The sequence below is a fragment of the Qingshengfaniella alkalisoli genome (assembly GCF_007855645.1).
Lineage (GTDB): Bacteria > Pseudomonadota > Alphaproteobacteria > Rhodobacterales > Rhodobacteraceae > Qingshengfaniella > Qingshengfaniella alkalisoli.
Genome location: NZ_CP042263.1, coordinates 41,188 through 60,196 on the forward strand (window position 1 = coordinate 41,188; position 19,009 = coordinate 60,196).

Annotated in this window: 17 protein-coding genes and 1 pseudogene; 11 read left to right on the forward strand and 7 right to left on the reverse strand. The window is 60.9% G+C overall.

Annotated features, from left to right (window positions below; genetic code table 11):
• The first annotated feature begins 50 nt into the window (after positions 1-50).
• Genes FPZ52_RS13675 through FPZ52_RS13685 form a run of 3 tightly spaced genes read left to right on the forward strand, consistent with a single transcriptional unit; the run spans position 51 to position 2,852 of the window.
• Positions 51-953 carry a carbohydrate ABC transporter permease gene (locus FPZ52_RS13675; protein WP_146366178.1) on the forward strand — a complete coding sequence of 301 codons (903 nt, stop codon included), beginning with the start codon at positions 51-53 and terminating at the stop codon, positions 951-953.
• 10 nt (positions 954-963) lie between these two features.
• Positions 964-1,776, forward strand: a complete 813-nt coding sequence (locus tag FPZ52_RS13680) for a carbohydrate ABC transporter permease (RefSeq protein WP_146366179.1) — start codon at positions 964-966, stop codon at positions 1,774-1,776.
• Complete coding sequence (locus FPZ52_RS13685) at positions 1,773-2,852, forward strand: ABC transporter ATP-binding protein (RefSeq protein ID WP_146366180.1); 1,080 nt, start codon at positions 1,773-1,775, stop codon at positions 2,850-2,852. The genes FPZ52_RS13680 and FPZ52_RS13685 overlap by 4 nt, the downstream gene beginning before the upstream one ends.
• A gap of 16 nt (positions 2,853-2,868) precedes the next feature.
• Here the strand turns inward: FPZ52_RS13685 and FPZ52_RS13690 are convergent, their stop codons facing one another.
• Positions 2,869-3,381 carry a superoxide dismutase family protein gene (locus FPZ52_RS13690; protein ID WP_146366181.1) on the reverse strand — a complete coding sequence of 171 codons (513 nt, stop codon included), beginning with the start codon at positions 3,379-3,381 and terminating at the stop codon, positions 2,869-2,871.
• A 111-nt stretch (positions 3,382-3,492) separates the two neighbouring features.
• Positions 3,493-4,167, reverse strand: a complete 675-nt coding sequence (locus FPZ52_RS13695) for a hypothetical protein (protein ID WP_146366182.1) — start codon at positions 4,165-4,167, stop codon at positions 3,493-3,495.
• A gap of 187 nt (positions 4,168-4,354) precedes the next feature.
• Here FPZ52_RS13695 and FPZ52_RS13700 point away from each other — a divergent pair, with 187 nt between their 5' ends.
• The 7 genes and pseudogenes from FPZ52_RS13700 to FPZ52_RS13730 all read left to right on the forward strand — a co-directional run bounded on the left by FPZ52_RS13700 (position 4,355) and on the right by FPZ52_RS13730 (position 11,317).
• Complete coding sequence (locus tag FPZ52_RS13700) at positions 4,355-5,890, forward strand: ABC transporter substrate-binding protein (RefSeq protein WP_420851725.1); 1,536 nt, start codon at positions 4,355-4,357, stop codon at positions 5,888-5,890.
• A gap of 60 nt (positions 5,891-5,950) precedes the next feature.
• Positions 5,951-6,892 carry an ABC transporter permease gene (locus FPZ52_RS13705; protein ID WP_146366183.1) on the forward strand — a complete coding sequence of 314 codons (942 nt, stop codon included), beginning with the start codon at positions 5,951-5,953 and terminating at the stop codon, positions 6,890-6,892.
• A gap of 13 nt (positions 6,893-6,905) precedes the next feature.
• Positions 6,906-7,760: an ABC transporter permease gene (locus tag FPZ52_RS13710; protein ID WP_146366184.1), complete on the forward strand. Its 855-nt coding sequence runs from the start codon at positions 6,906-6,908 to the stop codon at positions 7,758-7,760.
• Positions 7,761-7,763: 3 nt separating this feature from the next.
• A complete protein-coding gene (locus FPZ52_RS13715) occupies positions 7,764-8,876 on the forward strand; it encodes an amidohydrolase family protein (RefSeq protein ID WP_205758639.1) in 1,113 nt (370 codons plus the stop codon).
• A pseudogene (locus FPZ52_RS13720) lies at positions 8,873-9,890 on the forward strand (ABC transporter ATP-binding protein). Before FPZ52_RS13715 ends, FPZ52_RS13720 begins: the two are co-directional and overlap by 4 nt.
• Positions 9,887-10,843, forward strand: a complete 957-nt coding sequence (locus FPZ52_RS13725) for an ABC transporter ATP-binding protein (RefSeq protein ID WP_146366185.1) — start codon at positions 9,887-9,889, stop codon at positions 10,841-10,843. Before FPZ52_RS13720 ends, FPZ52_RS13725 begins: the two are co-directional and overlap by 4 nt.
• Positions 10,844-11,317: a RidA family protein gene (locus FPZ52_RS13730; RefSeq protein WP_146366186.1), complete on the forward strand. Its 474-nt coding sequence runs from the start codon at positions 10,844-10,846 to the stop codon at positions 11,315-11,317.
• Between the two features lie 17 nt (positions 11,318-11,334).
• On the opposite strand, the gene FPZ52_RS13735 is transcribed toward FPZ52_RS13730, so the two are convergent.
• Positions 11,335-12,129 (reverse strand): IclR family transcriptional regulator, encoded by a 795-nt coding sequence (locus tag FPZ52_RS13735; protein WP_146366187.1) that lies wholly within the window; start codon positions 12,127-12,129, stop codon positions 11,335-11,337.
• Between the two features lie 76 nt (positions 12,130-12,205).
• Here FPZ52_RS13735 and FPZ52_RS13740 point away from each other — a divergent pair, with 76 nt between their 5' ends.
• Positions 12,206-13,408, forward strand: coding sequence for an aminotransferase class V-fold PLP-dependent enzyme (locus tag FPZ52_RS13740; protein WP_146366188.1), 1,203 nt, complete (start codon positions 12,206-12,208; stop codon positions 13,406-13,408).
• 36 nt (positions 13,409-13,444) lie between these two features.
• Here the strand turns inward: FPZ52_RS13740 and FPZ52_RS13745 are convergent, their stop codons facing one another.
• From FPZ52_RS13745 to FPZ52_RS13760, 4 genes are all read right to left on the reverse strand, one after another.
• Entirely contained in the window at positions 13,445-14,512 is a 1,068-nt protein-coding gene (locus tag FPZ52_RS13745; RefSeq protein WP_420851726.1) for an FAD-binding oxidoreductase, read from the reverse strand.
• Positions 14,513-14,519: 7 nt separating this feature from the next.
• Complete coding sequence (locus FPZ52_RS13750; protein ID WP_146366189.1) at positions 14,520-15,758, reverse strand: aromatic ring-hydroxylating oxygenase subunit alpha; 1,239 nt, start codon at positions 15,756-15,758, stop codon at positions 14,520-14,522.
• A gap of 38 nt (positions 15,759-15,796) precedes the next feature.
• Positions 15,797-17,830, reverse strand: a complete 2,034-nt coding sequence (locus FPZ52_RS13755) for an NADH:flavin oxidoreductase (RefSeq protein WP_146366190.1) — start codon at positions 17,828-17,830, stop codon at positions 15,797-15,799.
• Positions 17,831-17,977: 147 nt separating this feature from the next.
• Positions 17,978-18,955 (reverse strand): GlxA family transcriptional regulator, encoded by a 978-nt coding sequence (locus tag FPZ52_RS13760; RefSeq protein WP_146366191.1) that lies wholly within the window; start codon positions 18,953-18,955, stop codon positions 17,978-17,980.
• Positions 18,956-19,009 lie beyond the last annotated feature (54 nt).

The following is a 19,009-nucleotide window of genomic DNA, read 5'->3' on the forward strand; positions in this document are numbered from 1 at the left end:
TCCTCCCGGCCCGGCGGATCTGATCCGCCGGGCACCCTTCGGAGCCATCCATGACACGTATATTCGGAAGCCTGCGTGACGGGCGGGGATTTGACACGGTTCTGGTCTTCATGGCCTTGGGCTATCTGCTGGTCTTTTCCGCCTTCCCGCTGATCTACAACATCGTCATGTCCACCCAGAGCGTCGATCTGTTCTCGCTCGCCTCTTTCGATCGCCCATTTGTCGGCCTGGACAATTACCGCGAGGTGCTGAGCACACCGGAAGCAAACCTGATCTTCTGGAACACGGTGAAATTCGTGGTCTTGTCCATCGTCTTTCAACTGTCCATCGGGTTCGGGCTGGCCATGTTCTTCAACCAGGACTTTCCCGGAGCATCTTTTCTGCGCGGGCTGTTCCTTGCGGGCTGGATCATGCCGGCGCTGGTCGTAGGCGCGGTCTGGAGCTGGATCCTGGCGGGGGATTTCGGCGTGCTGAACTACGTCCTGTCATCGCTCGGTGTGATAGAGGAGCACATCTTCTGGCTGTCCGATCCTGATATGTCGCTCTACGCGGTCATCATCGCGAACATCTGGCTGGGGGTGCCGTTCAACATGCTGCTTCTGTCGGTCGGGTTGGCGGGCATTCCCAAGGATGTCTACGAGGCTGCGGAAATGGATGGCGCGAACGCCATACGACGGTTCTTCACCATCACCCTGCCACTGATGCGCGCACAACTCGGGGCGGTGATTTCACTGGGGATCATCTTCACGCTGCAGCAGTTCGACCTGTTCGCGGCGCTGACCCAGGGCGGGCCGTCCAACGCGTCCAATGTGTTTCAATACTGGTCATGGCAGCTGAGCTTCCAGACCTATGAAATCGGGCTGGGCAGCGTCGTGTCGGTCCTGATGATCGTCTTCGTGATTTTCGTGGCGGCGATCTATGTCCGCTCGACGCGACATGAACACGCGATGTGAGGGAATGGCCATGAAGCGATACATACTTCTCGCGATCGGGCTGGTGCTGGTCGGCATCTACCTGTTCCCGCTCTACTGGATGTATATCACGGCGCTGAAAGGCGGGACGGAGATCTTCGCGTTCCCGCCGACCTTCTGGCCGCGCGACCCCATGTTCACAGCGGTGGACGTCTGGCACCGGTTGCAGATGGACAGCTACATCTGGAATTCGCTGGTTATCGCGTTGGGCGTGACCGTCATCGTCATGGTCGTCGGCACAGGCTGCGCCTATGTGCTGGCACGGGTGCGCAATCGGTGGATGGACGTCGTTCTGTTCACGGTGTTGATGATGCAGGTTCTGCCGTCCTCGCTGATGATCACGCCGATTTTCGTGTCCTTCAACCAGATGGGGCTGCTGGAATATCCGCGCTTGGCCGTTGTTCTGGCGCAAGCGGCGAAGGTGCTGCCGCTTTATATCGTGCTGTGCCGCGCGACATTCGTACAGGTGCCGAACGAGTTGGAGGAAGCCGCCCTTGTCGATGGCAACAGCCGTGTGGGTGCGTTCCTGACGATCATCGTCCCGCTTGCACGCAACGGCATATTGGTGACCTCGGTCCTGGTATTCCTGCAATCGTTTGGCGAATACGTCTATTCCCGCTCGCTGATCGCGGAAAGATCGCTGCAACCCGCGACCGTGGGGCTTCAATCCTTCATGGGGCCGAACAGCTCCGACTGGTCGGGCGTGATGACCTATTCCGCCATCTATGTGACACCCATTCTTATCATCTTCGTCCTGCTGCAACGTCGCATCGTCAGCGGACTGACTTCGGGAGCCCTGAAATGACCGCGACTCCTCAGATCGAACTCATTCGGGTCGACAAGCATTACGGAGCGTTCCACGCGCTCAAGGGCATCGACCTGTCCATTCCAAAGGGGCAGTTCGTGGCCCTGGTCGGCCCGTCTGGCTGCGGTAAGTCCACGTTGTTGCGATCCATTGCCGGGCTTGAATCCATTTCGGGCGGCGAGATGCGCATCGCGGGCGATGTGGTGAACAATGTTCCGCCGCGAAAGCGTGATCTGGCGATGGTGTTCCAGTCCTACGCGCTTTACCCGCATATGACGGTGCGCAAGAACCTGACCTATTCACTGCGCCTGCAAGGTGCCGACACTGCGACCGCCAACAAGGCGGCCGAGGACGTGGCAAAGATCACCGGGCTCGACCAGCTTCTGGACCGATATCCGCGCCAGCTTTCGGGTGGTCAACGGCAGCGTGTTGCGATGGGGCGGGCGATCATCCGCGATCCGAAAGCCTTCCTGTTCGACGAACCGCTCTCCAATCTCGACGCCGCGCTGCGGGTGCATATGCGGGCCGAGATCCGCAAGCTGCACAACCGTTTGGGCGCGACCTCCGTTTATGTCACCCATGACCAGATCGAAGCGATGACCATGGCCGATCACGTGGTCGTGCTGCGCGACGGCGTGGTCGAGCAACAGGGCGCACCGCTGGATCTGTATGACCGCCCCGCCAATCTGTTTGTTGCCGGCTTCATCGGGTCCCCGGCAATGAACTTCGTTGACGCGACCGTTCGCGAAGACGGTCTCTCTGCCAAGGCTGCGTTGCCGGGTGGACCAGTGATCCAACTGCCATTGCGCGTGCAGCCCAATGAGGACATCGTGCTGGGTCTGAGGCCCGAATACCTGAAACTCGCGTCGCAGAGCAAGGCCAAGCTGACCGTGCCGCTCGGCGTGATCGAGGTGACAGGCAGCACCACCTATCTGGTCAGCGACACCGATCCTGAACTGATGATTGCCGTTCAGGGGCGCCCGGATCTGAAGGTGGGTGACCGGATGCCCCTGACCTTTGATGACAATGCCCTGCATGTGTTCCGGCGTGCGGACGGGCTGGCCCTGACCGGCTAGCGTCCGAAAGACGGATTTATCCGGCTTCGAACACCCCGCAGGCGATACGATCGCCGGCGGCGCCCGAAGGTTGGCTGGTGTAATCGTCGGGACCGGAATGGACGATGAAAGCCGATCCATTATCGTCCATCATGTCCGCCACCGTCAGATCGGGCGAGAAATGCTCGACCATCGCCGTTCCGCTTTCGGGCACGTTCAGGTTGGGCAGATCACCCGGATGCGGCCCGCTGGCGTCATGGACACCATGGCCGGCATCGCCCGACATATGACCGCCGGCGGAGCTGAAATCATCGGCGGAACAATCGCCGGTTTCATGGATGTGAATACCATGCGGGCCAGCGGGGACGCCGTCTATATCCACGGATATGAGCGCGCGCCCGGATTCCGTGTCGCTGACGGTGACGGTGCCGACCGCGTTGCCGTCGCGATCCTGCAAGGCGGCTTGTGCAGTGTCCGCGGTTGCGGCGCTGGCGATGGCCGCGCCACCCAGGCCAACGATTGTTGCGACTGTCAATGTCAGGTGTTTCATGGGAACCTCCTTCCGGTTGGGGCAAGGGCGGGCACGATGTCATATGGCCGCGGCACCGACCTCACATGCAGTCCCAACGGCTCACCCGGCTCGCGGTTCCGACAGGCAGGTTCAGGAACAGATACCTTTCGGTTCCACCCCGTTCCAGGGGACAATGATCCGGCCAGCCTCGCTGCGCCGGGGCAGGTTCGGAAAGTGTCGTGACAACATCGAATGCAGCCGGTCGGTGCGTGCGCCCTCGGGATCGAGCGCCCGGCAGCAGACGAACTCCTCGATCAGCGACGCCTGTTGTTCATAGGGATAGTCCAGCAGATCGCGGTCTTCGACATCGAACAGGTAGGGGTCATCCGTAACAGCATGTTCGGTGGCCGCTTTCCAAGGGGCGTAGCCGGTCGTGGCGCGGTTCTGCCATTGCCAAACATGGGTCATTTCATGTGCGACGATCATCGCTTGTGCGAGCGGCAGCGCATCGGGATAGCCCGCCAGAAAATCTTCGCTGAAGAACTTTTGCGCCACGAACATGTGATTGCCCAACACGACGCCGAAGATCGAGGTTTCGATCTCGTCTTGGGTTTCCTGTGGAAAGATGCGTTCGCGGCAAGTCACCCATGGACGTGCCGGACGGGTTATCGGGAAGGCACCGATCAGCGCGCCGTCATGGATGCGGATCGGGCGGGTGGCGATGGTGTCGCCATGGACGGTCGACAAAAAGCGTGTCTCGGAGATGCTGAGCTCGCGCCCGCACGCCGCGAGTCCAATCAGAAGAAGGACAGAAAACCATTTCATGCTGCCACATTAGTCCGCGCATTCCGCCACACAAGGTCACAGATGCGGCAGGCGGCGAAAGCTGGCCCAACCGACGCCGTCACAGAATTGACACGAGGTTATTGACAGCGGGCCTCGATTCCATCCAGTATCCATATATATGGAAGCTATTCCATAATAAAATAATATCCGCATGGAGGTGGACGACATGACTTCGACTTTCAGATTCAGGAAATTCTCGCTTCTCACCGGAACGCTGATGGGCGCTACGATGCTGACCTCGCCGGTCTTCGCCGAGGGCGTCATTGATGTTGCGATCATTGGCGAGCCCCCGACGCTAGACCCGATGATGTCCACGGCGGATGTCGTCAGCATCGTGACTCAGCACTTCTTCGAGACGCTCTATACTTTCGACGAAAACTGGGCGGTCGTTCCGCTTCTGGCACAGGACATGCCGGAGATTTCCGAGGACGGACTGACTTACCGCATCCCGCTGCGCGAAGGCATCACGTTCCATGATGGGTCCACGATGGATTCCGCCGATGTGGTCGCGTCGCTTCAGCGCTGGCTGAAGGTATCCACGCGCGGCAAGGGCGTCGCTGAACAGGTTGCCGGCATCGAGACGGACGGGGCGAACACGGTCGTCATCACGCTGACCGAAAGCTACTCTCCGCTGCTGTCACTGCTGGCTTTTTCCAACGCGGCCGCGATGATCGTGCCCGAAGAAGTGCTGGGCGAGGAATTGTCCGCCATCGTCGGCACCGGGCCGTACAAACTGGAAGAACACCTCCCGGACCAATACATCCAGGTCACGCGCTTTGACGACTACGTTTCCCGCGAAGAACCATCCAGCGGCGGGTCGGGAAAGCGTGAACAGATCCTTGACGAGATCCGTTTCGTGCCCGTGCCTGACGCAGCTACACGTGTCGAAGGCGTCCTGTCGGGCCAGTTCCAGTTTGCCGATGGCCTGCCCACCGAAGCCTATGACCGGATCGAAAGCACGGATGGCGTAGAGCCGATGCTGCTTGCACCTTTCGGTTGGCCGATCTTCGCCTTCAACCTGAAAGAAGGGCTGATGGCGGATCAGAATGTGCGCTCTGCCGTTCAGGCCGCATTGGCGCCGGAAGACATGCTGTATGCCGCGTTCGGGGACGAGAAATTCTTCGTGACAGACGCCGCGCTGTTCCCTGAAAGCTTCCAGTGGCACAATGAAGAAGGGGCGGAGCTTTACAACCAGGCCGATGCGGCAAAATCGCAGGAATTGCTGTCAAAGGCGGGTTATGACGGATCGCCGCTGCGCATCCTGACCTCGCACCAGTATGAATTCCACTACAAGATGGCCGAAGTTGCGAAGGTCTATCTGGAAGCCGGTGGGTTCACGGTTGAACTGGATGTCGTGGACTGGGCCACGCTGACCCAGCAACGCGACAACCCGGCGGCATGGGATATCTACATCACCCATTCGCCCTTCCTGCCGGAGCCCGCGCTGACCAGCATGTACAGCCCGACCTCGCGCCTTGGCTGGGCGAATGAGGAAAAGGATGCGGTTCTGAAGGAATTCACGTCGGAAACCGATCCAGAAAAGCGGCTGGAGCTGTTCGCTGAACTGCAAAAGCTCGTTTATGAACAGGCACCATTCTACAAGGTTGGCGGGTTCAACACCCTGCTGGCGAAATCGACCGCTCTGGACGGTGTAACCGAAACGCCCTGGCCGTATTTCTGGAACGCCTCGCTGAGCGAGTAACCTTTCCTCCCGTCGGGTGGGCCGGATGCGGCCCGCCCGATCAGACGACGGACCCAAGATATGACAAGCTACGTTCTGCAACGCTTTGCCGGAATGCTGGTGGTGATGTTTCTCGTGCTCACCACGGTGTTCATCGTTGTCCGGCTGGCCCCCGGTGATCCGGCCGCATTGATGCTGGGCCCCGAAGCCACCCCGCAGGACGTTGCCGATTTGCGGGCGCGGTTGGGGCTGGACCGGTCTATCCCTGTCCAATACGCGCAGTTCCTGGTCGATGTGGTGCGCGGCGATTTGGGGCAGTCGATCTTCTTCAACCAACCAGTGGGAAGCCTTCTGTTGCAACGCGCGGAACCCACGATCTTCCTGTCGCTGTTTTCCATCCTGATCGCGGTAAGTATTGCGCTGCCCATCGGGATTGCATCGGCCTATACGCGCGGGACGCTGTTCGATCAGGGCACGATTTCGACGGCGATGCTGGCGGCATCCGTGCCATCCTTCTGGCTGGGTCTGATATTTCAGCAGCAGCTGGGCACCAGGCTGGGCTGGTTTCCGGTGTCAGGATATGGTGGCCCGGACACGAGTTTCATCGAGCGGATGCGCTACCTGATCCTGCCCTCCATCGTGCTGGGGATCGTCAACTCCGCGCTGATCATCCGCTTCACCCGCGCCTCCATGCTCGACATCCTGTCCGATGATTTCATCCGCACCGCCCGGTCGAAAGGCATGAGCGAATGGCAAGTCGTCATCAAGCACGGGCTGAAGAACGCGCTGATCCCGATTGTAACGGTCATCGGCCTGACCTTCGCGTTGCTGATTTCCGGCGCGGTTGTGACCGAGCGGGTGTTCAACCTGCCGGGAATCGGATCGCTGGTCGTGGGTGCGGTTCTGCGCCGCGACTATCCGACGATCCAGGGCGCGCTGATCGTGGTGGCGGGGCTGTATGTGCTGATCAATTTCCTGATCGACATGCTCTACCTCGTGATCGATCCGCGCGTGAAATACTGAAGGGGCAGGGCATATGGCAGATATAGCAGCGAGCAATCCGAACCTCTGGCGTCTTCTGATCCAGCGCCGCTCCGTGGCTATGGGGCTTCTGGTCCTTGCAATCGTTGGCTTCGCGGCCGTCTTCGCCCCGCTGGTGGCACCGCATGACCCCGCCGGGCTGTCGGTGCGCGACCGCCTGACGGCACCGGGGGCCGAGTGGTGGCTTGGCACGGACGAGTTCGGTCGCGATGTCTTCAGCCGATTGGTCTTCTCCGGTCGCGTGTCACTGTCGGTTGGATTGGGCGTCGCCGTGTTGGCGTCGTTCTTCGGCATCATCCTGGGGCTTCTGGGCGGGTTCTTCCGCAAGCTTGATACCCCGGTCAGCCGCCTGATCGACGCGATGATGGCCTTTCCCGATATCCTGCTGGCGATTTCGCTGGTTGCGGCACTGGGATCGTCGCTGTTCAACGTGATCCTTGCGCTGGCCATCGTCTACACGCCGCGGATCGCGCGAATCGTGCGGGCCTCGACACTGGTTATCCGCGAATTGCCCTATGTCGAAGCCGCCCGCGCGCTTGGTGTGTCCACATGGCGTATCCTGACCCGGCATATCCTGCGCAACATGATCTCGCCCATCATCGTTCAGGCCACCTTCATCTTTGCCTATGCGATGCTGGCCGAAGCAGGGCTGAGCTTTCTGGGGGTGGGTGTGGACCCGAGCACACCGACATGGGGCACGATGATCAATGCGGGTCGCCAGTATATCGGCACCGCCGACTGGATGATCCTGTTTCCCGGCATCGCGATCACGCTGTGCGTGCTGTCGCTGCAAATCGCCGGAGACGGGTTGCGCGATGCGCTGGACCCGCGAATTTCAAAGGAGCTCTGAGCAATGGCCGCACGACATCTGACCAATTTCAGGGCCATCAACCTGACCGGCGATCTGTCCGGCGACATCTGGATAGATGATGCGGGTGTGATCACGGGTGGGCCTGTCGAGGGCGCGGAAACCGTTGACCTGCAAGGCGCCTACCTGTCGCCTGGCTGGGCCGATCTGCATGTGCATGTCTGGCATGGCGGCACCGATATCTCGATCCGCGCGGACGAGGCCGGGCTGAAGCATGGCGTCACCGCCATGGCGGATGCGGGGTCCGCGGGTGAAGCGAGCTTTCACGGCCTGCGCGAATACGTGATCGAGGCGCAGCGCGAAACGGTGAAGGCATTTCTGAACATCGGCTCTATCGGGCTGGTGGCCTGCAACCGTGTTTCGGAACTGATCGACACACGTTCCATCGATTTCGACCGCAGCCTTGCGGTAATCGAGGCCAATCGTGACGTGATCTGCGGCATCAAGGTGCGCGCCAGCGGCGTGATCGTCGGATCATGGGGCATCACACCGGCCAAGATCGCCAAACGGCTGGCCGATATCAGCGGGCTGCCCCTGATGGTCCATGTCGGCGAGGCACCACCGTTGATCGACGAGGTGTTCGAGATACTGACACCCGGTGATATCGTCACCCACTGCTTCAATGGCAAGCGCGGTGGATCCATCCGGGATACACCCAAGCTGATGGAAATGGCCAAGCGCAAGGCGGGCGAGGGTATCCTGATGGATATCGGCCACGGCGCGGCGTCATTCAATTTCGAGGTGTCCGCGCAAGCCATTGCGGACGGGATGGTGCCCTATTCGATCTCCACCGATCTGCATGGGCGCAACATCAATGGGCCTGTGCATGATCTGGCGACGACGGTGTCCAAGGTTCATGCTACGGGGCTGTCGTTCGAGGATTGCGTGACCGCAATCACCGACCACCCGCGCAAGGTGATGGGGTTGGAAGGCCCGCGCGTCGGACAACCCGCCGATTTCACTGCCTTTACTCTGGAGAACAGCGACGAGGTCGCCACCGATAGCCAGGGCGGGACGCTCAAGCTGGGTAAGGTCTTTACGCCTATCGCGGCGTTCAAAAACGCACATCACGTGCCAGCCAGCCGGAGAGTCGCATGACGGATCTTGCCGACGATATCCTGCTTCACGTCGATCACCTGTCGACGCATTTCATCTATAAGTCCCGCGTTGCCAAGGCGCTGAGAGACGTCAACTTCACGCTGAAGAAGGGGCAGACGCTGGCTCTGGTGGGCGAATCCGGATCGGGAAAATCGGTCACATCGCTGTCGATCATGGGGCTGCTCGCTGCGCCGGGTGAGATCGTGGAAGGGCGTATCCTCTACCGCCTTGCCGACGGAGATGTGATGGACCTGGCGAAGGCCAGCAGCAAGGACATGCGCCGCATTCGGGGATGTGAGATTTCCATGATCTTTCAGGAGCCGATGACGTCACTCAATCCACTGATGACGGTTGGTGACCAGATCGCGGAAATGGTGGCGCTGCACACGGATCGCAAGGGCCGTGCCGCGCGTGATCGCGCCCGCGAGATGCTGGAACTGGTGGAAATCCCTGCTGCCGCGCGCCGTTTGGATGACTACCCGCACCATATGTCGGGCGGTATGCGCCAACGCGTGATGATCGCGCTCGCGCTGGCCTGCGAGCCGTCGCTGCTGATCGCCGATGAACCCACAACCGCACTAGATGTAACCATTCAGGCGCAGATCCTTGAAATCCTCCGACGGCTCCAGACGGAGCTTGGCATGTCCTGCCTGTTCATCACGCATGACATGGGGGTTGTGGCCGAAATGGCCGATGAGGTCGCGGTGATGTATGCGGGCGAGGCAATTGAACAGGCCGATGCACGCACCCTGTTTGCCCAGCCGAGCCATCCCTATACCGAGGGGCTTCTGGCCTCGATTCCGATGGCCAGCCGGGATTTTTCCGAGACGGGAGAACGCAAGCCGTTGGTGCCGATCCCAGGGCACGGTGCCATCGCTTTACGCTATGCCGCAGGGCTGCACCTTCGCGCCGCGTTGCCCCTATGCCGAAGCCGCTTGCGCTGACCCGACCGTTTTGGCCGAAGCGGAGGCAGGCCACCTGACCCGCTGCTGGAAACGGAGGGCTGCCGCATGACTGAACCACTTCTGAAGGTCCGCAACCTGTCCAAGGTCTTTCCAACGCGCGCTGGCGAGGTCCATGCCGTGCGCGATGTCAGCTTCGATGTGCCGAAAGGAGCCATTGTCGGGCTGGTCGGGGAATCCGGATCGGGCAAGACGACGCTTGGCCGGTGCCTGCTGCGGCTGGTGGAACCGACATCGGGCAGCGCCGAATTCGACGGGACCGAACTGACGACGCTGGACGGACGCGCGATGAAGGCGATGCGCAAGCGGATGCAGATCATCTTTCAGGATCCGTTTTCCAGCCTGAACCCGCGCATGCGCGTCAAGGACATCATCGGCGAGGCATTGATCGCGCATAAGATTGGATCATCGACCGGCGACCGCCGTGACCGTGTCGCCGCGCTGCTCGAAGAGGTCGGTCTGTCCGCCGAACATATGAACCGCTTCCCGCATGAATTTTCGGGTGGCCAGCGTCAGCGGATCGGGATTGCACGGGCGCTCGCGGTAGATCCCGAATTCATCGTGGCGGACGAATCCGTGTCGGCGCTCGATGTGTCGGTACAGGCGCAAATCCTGAACCTGATGCTGGAACTGCGTGAGCGGCGCGGTCTGACCATCCTGTTCATCGCGCATGATCTGTCCGTGGTGGAATACCTGTGCGACGAGATCATCGTGCTGTATCTGGGCCGCGTGATGGAAGCGGGAGGCAACCGCAAGGTCTATGACACGCCCGCGCATCCCTATACCCGCGCGCTGTTGTCAGCGGCACCTATCCCCGATCCGGATCGCCGCGCCGAGCGGGTGGTGCTGACAGGCGAGTTGCCCAGCCCGCTTGCCCCGCCGCCCGGATGCGTTTTCCACACGCGCTGCAATTTTGCCAATGACGGATGCCACGCTACGGAGCCTAAGCTGCAACGCGCCGGCCCAGCCCAATCCGCCGCCTGCCTGAGACTTGGAGAAATCTGAATGACTTCGATGCACACCGATCTTCTGTCGCGGATCGACCAGCTTGATCTGCCTGCCGCGCCGCCCGATCCGATTGGCAATTTCTCCAACACGCTGATCGTCGGCGACATGCTGTATGTGTCGGGGCAGGGGCCGGTGCAGGCAGATGGGACGCTGCTGCGTGGCAAGGTCGGCACCGATGTCACGGCCGAGGTTGCTTATGATCATGCGCGGCTTGTCGGGCTGAACCTGCTGGCGGCGGTGAAGAAGGAAATCGGCGATTGGTCGCGGTTTCGGCGCGTCGTGAAGGTGCTGGGGCTGGTGAATGCGACCCCCGATTTCACGCGGCACCCGACGGTCATCAACGGCTGCTCGGACCTTCTGGTCGAAGTCTTCGGGGATGCGGGTGTGCATACACGCTCGGCGCTCGGCGTGGGGTCACTGCCCAACAATATCACCGTCGAGATCGAGGCCATTTTCCAGATCCGGCCCTGATCATGGCGGCAGGTCGTTCAGCCAGCACCAATGGCCTGTTCGATCTGGCGGGCCGACCGGCGCACGGCATCCGTCAACTGGTCCAGCTTCTCGCGCGCCTTCGTTTCCGGCAGCACGATGGAAATCGTTGCAGAACAACTGCCATCTCCGTTCACGACCGGCGAGGCGATGCAGGCCACCGAAAAATCGGAATCGCCCAGTTGAATGGCGCAGCGGTCCTCGAAATCTTGCCGGGCGCGGTCAGACAAGATGGTCGGATCGGTTTCGGCGCTGCCGGTGGGCGAGGGGCGGGAATGTTGCGTGAACAGCTCCACCCGGCGCTCGGGCGGCAGATGCCCGACCAGCAACCGACCCGAGGCCGTCCAGTTGATCGGAACGCGCGTGCCGACATGCGACGTCACGCGGAAATGTCCCTCCCCTTCCGCCATGGCCGCGACGACCATCTGGCCTTCATCGCGGATGCAGACCTGCACGGTTTCGCCCAGTTCCTCGCACAGCCGGTTCATTTCGGCCTTGGCTTCGGTCAGCACATCGGTGCCAGCTTCGAAGGCCAGCCCATAGCGAAAGACGCGGGGGCCAAGCCAGACCCGTTTGTCGCCGGTGCGCGACAGCATCTTGCGTTCGATCAGATCGTCGGTCAGCACATAGACCGTCGAGATGGGCGCGCCGACCGCCTTGGCGATTTCATAGGCCGTCGCGGCCTCGCCACGGTCGGACAGAAAATCCAGTATCTGAAGCACGCGATCCACACCGCTGACCCGTTTGCCCGTCTTGCGGGATCTGGGCTTATCGATCGGGGTCGCGTCGGTCATAAGGTGGCTCCAGTCCTGCGTAGGATATTCCATTACTGTGGACGTATCGAGGGCCGAACACAACAAGGTAAATGCCATGAGTAACCAGCACCTCGCTCCTATCGCCAATGACCGCATCCGGCCCGTGATCAACGTCTCCGGCACCATGACCGGGTTGGGCGCGTCGATCATCGTGCCCCAAGCGCGCGAAGCTATGGTGGAAATCGCCCCGCATTTCATCGACATGCACAGCTTGCAGGCCGAGGCCAGCAAGGTCATCGCGCGGCTGACCGGGGCAGAGGCCGGTTGCGCAACGGCGTCCGCTGCTGCCGGGATCAGCCTGTCTGTCGCTGCCTGCATCACCGGCCAGAACCCCGCGCGGGTGGAAGCGTTGCCGGATACAGGCGACCAACCCAACGAGGTTGCGGTTCAGGCCGGGCATCTGTGCCACTACGGCGCTTCGATCGAGCAGGCGATCCGTCTGACGGGCGGCAAACCGGTTGTCGTAGGCCAATCCACGCAGGCGCTGGACCATCAGTTGGACGGGGCGTTGGGGCCACGCACCGCTGCCGCGCTCTACGTGGTGTCGCACCACGTTGTTGACTACGGCCAGATCCCCTTGCGGGCATTTGCCGAGATTTGCCACGCCAGGGGTGTTCCGGTGATCGTCGATGCCGCGTCGGAATATGATCTTACCGGGTTTCTGGATCAGGGCGCGGATATCGTGATCTATTCCGGCCACAAGTTCCTGGGTGGTCCGACCTCTGGCCTGATCTGTGGCAAACGAGACCTGGTGAAAGCGGCCTATATGCAGAACCTCGGCATCGGGCGCGGAATGAAGATTGGCAAGGAAAGCATCTATGGCACCATCGCGGCGCTGGAGGCGTGGGAGCAACGCGATCACGACGGTATCCGCCAGAGGGAACGTCGCGCCCTGGATCTGTGGTATGAGACACTGTCGGGCCGGCAAGGTGTGATCCCGCGCATCAGTCCGGACCCGACCGGCAATCCGCTCGACCGGCTGCGTGTTGATATCGACGCGGCAGCGACAGGGGCGTCCGCCGCGGCTGTCGTGGCTGCTCTCGCGTCCGGGTCGCCGAAGATCGTCGCGCGGGATCACGAGATCGAACAGGGATGGTTCCAACTGGATCCGTGCAACCTGCATGAGGGTGATGAAGACATCGTGGCCAGGCGATTGATGGAGGTCTTGGACGCTGCCCGCAACGGCGCATTGGTCGAACCCGATCTCGATCTGAAACGGAACGGGTCGGTGAACGCCTATATGAATTGGGCAGGTTAGCGGCGCGACAGGGTGCCAAGCCTCTGTCAGCCGCGACTACACCTCGATTTCCACGCGCCCGATGGGATGAGAACAACAGGCGAGGATGAACCCTTCGGCTTCTTCATCCTCGGTGATGCCGCCATTATGGACCATATGAACCTCGCCTGAGCGTTTCCTGATCTTGCAGGTTCCGCACAGCCCGAAGGTGCAACCCGACGGAATGTTGTGTCCTGACGACCGCGCCACGGCGAGGATGGTATCGGATTCCCGGCAGGTTACGGTGGCATCGGATTTTGTAAATACGACCTCGGCAGGCGTGTCGTCGACAATCACATCGGCAAGTTCGGGGACTTCTTCGGCTGTCTCCACAGGGGCGGCGAAGCTTTCCTGATGGTAGTTGCCCATATCGAAGCCAAGCGCGATCAGGCTTTCGCGAACACCTTCCATGAACGGCTCCGGCCCGCAGCAGTAAACCGTGCGATCCAGGTAATCAGGGGCCATCAGCCCCAGCATGATCTGGTTCAGTCGACCCCGATAGCCGGACCAGACCTCGTAGGGGTTGGTGTGCTCCACGACGAAATGCAGTTTCAGATCCGGCAGGCGGCTGGCGATATGTTCCAGACGGGACCGGAAGATTATGTCGCGGGGGGTGCGTGCGCAGTTGATGAAGGTGATGTCGGGCTGCTCGCCACGGTCGAACAGGAAGGCCGTCATCGACATCATCGGCGTAACGCCCGACCCTGCCGAGATGAACAGGTATTTCCCGTCAGGCCGGGGCGGCAGCGTGAACAGCCCGGCAGGCCCCGATGCTTTCAGCCGGACGCCGGGTCGCAGATGATCGAACATCCACGCCACGCCGACAGATTCCGGGTTTTTCTTGACCGTCACTGATATGGAGAGTGATTGCGAGGGGCTGGTCGATATCGTGAAGGTCCGCCAGATCGTCGCCGTGGATACGGGCAGTTCCAGCGTCAGGAACTGGCCGGGACGGTAGCGGAACCAACGGCCCGAAGGCGCACGGAAGATGAAAGTCCGCACATCCGGCGCTTCGGGGATGATCATCACGCATTCGATGTGTTCATCATCTGTCCATGGGGGCGTGTTTTCGTTGGGCAGTGGAATCAAGATGTCACTCCGCGGCCATGGTGTTGGATCGTCCGGTCAGTCGCTGTTGGAGCGTGGCCGCATACCAGTCGATGAACTGGATCACGCCGGTTTCCTGCAACGACGAATACGGGCCGGGTTCATAAGCAGGTGACAGGATGCCACGCTGATTTTCCTCGACGACGGCCTGATCCTCAAGGTTGGTCTGTATCCAGACCCTGGTCAGGCGGTCCACGTCGTAATCGACACCCTCCTCAGCATCAGCATGCACAAGCCATGTGGTGTAAACCTGCGTTGCGGTCGGGCTGATAGGCGTCATCCGAAACAGTGTCACACTGTCCGACAACATGTGATTCCAAGTGTTGGGGTAGTGGAAAAACAGCAGCGATCCGGCGTTGTCGAAAGGCACCTGCCCGACGCGCTTGGTGACCGCGGGTGTTCCGTCCTCGGTATAGGAACAGGCGTCACCGATGAACGGGATGCGCACGAAGCGCCACTGCCCGTTCGGCTCCATGTAGAAGCGGGAGGGCATGCCAGCTGCCTCGCAGCGCCGCACATGGTCTTCACCGACGGTGACGGAGGTGCCCTCGAAACTGCCGATCAGGTTCGGATCATCCGGGAATGTCCGGCACAGCAACGGGTGCGATCCGGCACAGTGATAGCATTCGCGGTTGTTTTCCATCACCAGCTTCCAGTTGCCGTTTTCCACGATGCTGCGTGTTGCGGCGACCTTGAGATTGGTGATGTCGTGTGGAGATGCGTATTTCTCGGCCATCGCTTTGACGGGCGCGAAATCGGGTGCGTCTTTCGCCAGGCAGATGAACACGATCCCGGCGGCTGTTTCGCAATGTATCGGTTTCAGCCCGAAATCGGCCGGGTCGATGTCTTCGTGCATCTCGCGGGCGTAGACGAGGCTGCCATCCAGATCGTAAGTCCACTGATGATAGGGGCAGGTCAGCTTGGCATTGCGGCCCCGTTCAGCGGCACAGATGCGGCTGCCACGATGACGGCAACTGTTGTGAAACGCGCGGATTGCGCCGTCTGCCCCGCGCACGATCAGAACCGGTGCGTTACCGATCTGAAGCGTCACGAAGCTGCCCGTCTTTGGGACCTCGGGCGCGGCGATGGTCAGCAGCCAATCCTTGTACCATATGTTGCGCAGGTCGCAGTCATAGAACCCCGCATCCGTATAGAAGGGCTGGGGCAGGGAAAATCCCGGCCTTCGGGACATCAGGGCAGCGAGGACATCTGAATCGGTCGCCATGGTCTTGATCCTTCATATGCCGCCATCGGGCGGGATGTCTAAATATCCTTCACCAACCTAAGCGCGTCGTAAATCGCGGCGTGGGTCGATCGTGCGGAAACGGCATCGCCGATGCGATAAAGCTGAAACTGGCCGTCATATGCACCAGCAGGCTGCGGCTGGCCGGCGAGCAAGGCATCGTGATCGACCGCCCCGTGATTGGTCGAATACGGTTTCAGATCGAAGTAGATTTCATCTAGCGGCAGCGTGCCGTAATTTACCACGATCTGATCGAAACTGCGCTCCTCGCGGTGATCGGAATAGTCCGTTCCGATGATTGCCTTCAGCGCGTTTCCATCCCGCTCCACTCCCATCAGCCGGTAGGTCACGGTGAAGGTGACATTCTTGTCCTGCAACGCACGCATCGCGGGCACGAGGGTCATGCCCATCACCTCGGACGACAGGATGCGGTCGGGCGTCATCAACTCCACATGACTGCCTGCATTGGCCGCGACTTCAACGGCCTGAAGCGCCGCGTGATCGCCGGTTGCGTCGAAGACCAGCACGTTCTGCGCGGGCTTCACATCCCCGGCAATCAGGTCCCAGCTGGACGCAACCAGATCGGCACCGTGTTCAAGAATGTCCACATTCGGCATACCGCCCGTCGCGACGATCACCACGTCAGGGTTCTCGGCCAGAACATCAGCAGCCTCGGCGTAGCTGTTGAAGCGAAATTCGACGTCCCGCGCGGCACATTGCGCCATACGCCAGTCAATGATGGAAATCATCTCGCGCCTGCGGGGGGTCCGGGACTGCAACAGAATCTGGCCGCCCGGATCATTCTGTGCCTCGAAGACGGTTACGCCGTGGCCGCGTTCCGCCGCCACCCGCGCGGCCTCCAGCCCCGCCGGACCAGCGCCGACAACGACGATCTTCTTGCGCGACGAGGCGGGCTCGATTTCATGGGGCATGAACAATTCACGTCCCGTCGCGGCATTGTGGATACACAGCGCGTCATGCCCTTGATAGATGCGGTCGAGACAGTGATTGGCGCCGACGCAGGGCCGAATGTCATCTTCGCGCTTTTCCATGATCCGCCGGACGATGAACGGGTCGGCCATATGTGCGCGGGTCATACCGACCATGTCCAGCAGACCGGCAGAGATCGCGTGTCGCGCCGTTGCCACATCCGGTATGCGCGCAGCATGGAACGTGGGGAGTCCAATTTCCGCCTTGATCCGGCCCGCGAAATCCAGATGCGGCGCGGATTTCATGCCCTGCACCGGGATCACGTCGGTCAGGGCCGGGTCCGTGTCCAGCCGGCCACGGATGACGTTAAGAAAATCCACCTGGCCGCGCGCCTTCAGACGCCGCGCTATGGCTAGGCCTTCTTTCTCGGTAAGGCCGCCTGCGACGGTTTCATCTGCGGTGAAGCGGATGCCGATGATGAAGTCCGGTCCGACGCGTTCGCGCATGCGATCGAGCAGCATGTCGGAAAAGGTCTGCCGGGCCTCCAGATCACCGCCGAAGGGGGCTTCCATCCGGTTGGTGCGCATTGACCAGAACTGATCGATCAGATGGCCATAGGCGTTTAATTCTATCCCATCGAGACCGGCTTCTTTCATGCGATCCGCCGCATCAATGTAATCGGCGATCACGCGGTCTATGTCCCAGTCCTCCATCACCTTTGGAAAGGCCTTATGCGCGGTTTCGCGATCCGGGCCCGCAGATAGCGATGGTAGCCAGTCGCCGTAGTCCCACCGCGTGCGCCGCCCCAGATGCGTCAGCTGAATCATCACTGCGCAGCCGTGCTCGTGACAGGCATCGGACAGCCGCCTCATCCACGGCACAACCTCATCCTTATAGGCAAGGACATTGGAAAAACTGGGGGGGCTGTCTTTCGACACGACGGCGGACCCGGCGGTCATGGTCAAAGCGACGCCCGCCTTGGCGCGAACCTCGTGATAAGCGCGGTAGCGATCCTTGGGCAGGCCGTCCTCGGGGTAAGCCGGTTCGTGACTGGTCGTCATGATCCGGTTCTTCAGCGTCAGGTGGTTCAGCTGATAGGGCTGAAGAAGGGCATCGTTCGACATGGCATCTCCCTGGCGAGGGGGCGAACCCGGTAGCGTGGCGGGCCTTCCGAGCGAGTCCGTGGGGACAGAACGAACGGCCATGGGAAAACCGTAATCCCAACGTTTTTCACAGGTCAAAAATTTTTCTGTGAGGTGCCTGACCGTGACCTATGTTTCACGCCTGTCGCCGCGCCGCCATTTTGCAGGGGTGATACCGCGCGCATCATGGAACACCGAGGTCAGATGCGACGCATCGCAAAACCCGGTTGCATCCGCGATTTTCGCGACTGACGCGTCCGAATGGTCCAGCATATAGGTGGCATGAGTCAGCCTGATCTCGACGCTGGCCTGTGCTGGCGTGACACCGATCTGGGCCTTGAAGCGGCGCTCCAACGATCTTCGTGACACGTCCAGCCTTCTGGCAATTGCCTCGATCGACAGCGGCGCGCCGAGATTGTCTTGCATCATGGCGAGTGCACGACGCAGCAGCGGGTCGCGGGTCTCGAAGATCATGGGCGGTCCGGGCTGCGGGGCATCCCCTTCGGCACGCCCGTCCACGATCATGATGTTCAGGCTTTTGCGCGCGGCAGAGCGCCCGAGATGCCGGTCGACAAGAAAAGCCGCCAAATGCGCCGCACTTGCCCCGCCGGAGGACGTCAGACGGTCGCGATCCACCACAAAAATACGGTCGGAAATGGGTTGCAGGCCTTCGAACTGATCCATGAAATCATTGTGGTGAAACCAGCTGACACAGCATTTCCGATCCTGCATCAGACCCGCGCGATACAGGATAAACGCCCCGGTGCAGATGCCGACCAGCGGGATACCCGCCTTGGCGCATTCCTTCAGAAACGCAATCTCGGATTTGGCGAGTCGGGCCTTGTCATCGATCAAACCGCCCACGACGACGACATAGTCAAAGTCACCCGGATTGGCGTGGTCGGTGTCGGGTGTCACTGAAACACCGCAGCTAGACCGGATGGCCCGCCCCGTATGCGACAGCACCGTCCAGCGGCAATGGATCGGTCGCGACCGGTCGCCTTCATCGGCGGCCAGGCGTAGAACGTCTACGAAATTGGCGAAGGCGGACAACGTGAAGTTCGGCGCCAGAATGAACCCGATGCGTAGGCGAGGGGCGGGCGTCATGTCGCAATTTTGCCAGTTTTATGCCGCATGAATATTAGGCCTTTCTACCCATTG

Coding starts and splice junctions, on each gene's coding strand:
- FPZ52_RS13695 (WP_146366182.1), bottom strand. CDS start 4,167: ATGAAATGGTTTTCTGTCCTTCTTCTGATTGGACTCGCGGCGTGCGGG.
- FPZ52_RS13690 (WP_146366181.1), bottom strand. CDS start 3,381: ATGAAACACCTGACATTGACAGTCGCAACAATCGTTGGCCTGGGTGGC.
- FPZ52_RS13735 (WP_146366187.1), bottom strand. CDS start 12,129: ATGACCGACGCGACCCCGATCGATAAGCCCAGATCCCGCAAGACGGGC.
- FPZ52_RS13710 (WP_146366184.1), top strand. CDS start 6,906: ATGGCAGATATAGCAGCGAGCAATCCGAACCTCTGGCGTCTTCTGATC.
- FPZ52_RS13760 (WP_146366191.1), bottom strand. CDS start 18,955: ATGACGCCCGCCCCTCGCCTACGCATCGGGTTCATTCTGGCGCCGAAC.
- FPZ52_RS13750 (WP_146366189.1), bottom strand. CDS start 15,758: ATGGCGACCGATTCAGATGTCCTCGCTGCCCTGATGTCCCGAAGGCCG.
- FPZ52_RS13680 (WP_146366179.1), top strand. CDS start 964: ATGAAGCGATACATACTTCTCGCGATCGGGCTGGTGCTGGTCGGCATC.
- FPZ52_RS13740 (WP_146366188.1), top strand. CDS start 12,206: ATGAGTAACCAGCACCTCGCTCCTATCGCCAATGACCGCATCCGGCCC.
- FPZ52_RS13685 (WP_146366180.1), top strand. CDS start 1,773: ATGACCGCGACTCCTCAGATCGAACTCATTCGGGTCGACAAGCATTAC.
- FPZ52_RS13725 (WP_146366185.1), top strand. CDS start 9,887: ATGACTGAACCACTTCTGAAGGTCCGCAACCTGTCCAAGGTCTTTCCA.
- FPZ52_RS13705 (WP_146366183.1), top strand. CDS start 5,951: ATGACAAGCTACGTTCTGCAACGCTTTGCCGGAATGCTGGTGGTGATG.
- FPZ52_RS13715 (WP_205758639.1), top strand. CDS start 7,764: ATGGCCGCACGACATCTGACCAATTTCAGGGCCATCAACCTGACCGGC.
- FPZ52_RS13730 (WP_146366186.1), top strand. CDS start 10,844: ATGACTTCGATGCACACCGATCTTCTGTCGCGGATCGACCAGCTTGAT.
- FPZ52_RS13675 (WP_146366178.1), top strand. CDS start 51: ATGACACGTATATTCGGAAGCCTGCGTGACGGGCGGGGATTTGACACG.
- FPZ52_RS13755 (WP_146366190.1), bottom strand. CDS start 17,830: ATGTCGAACGATGCCCTTCTTCAGCCCTATCAGCTGAACCACCTGACG.
- FPZ52_RS13700 (WP_420851725.1), top strand. CDS start 4,355: ATGACTTCGACTTTCAGATTCAGGAAATTCTCGCTTCTCACCGGAACG.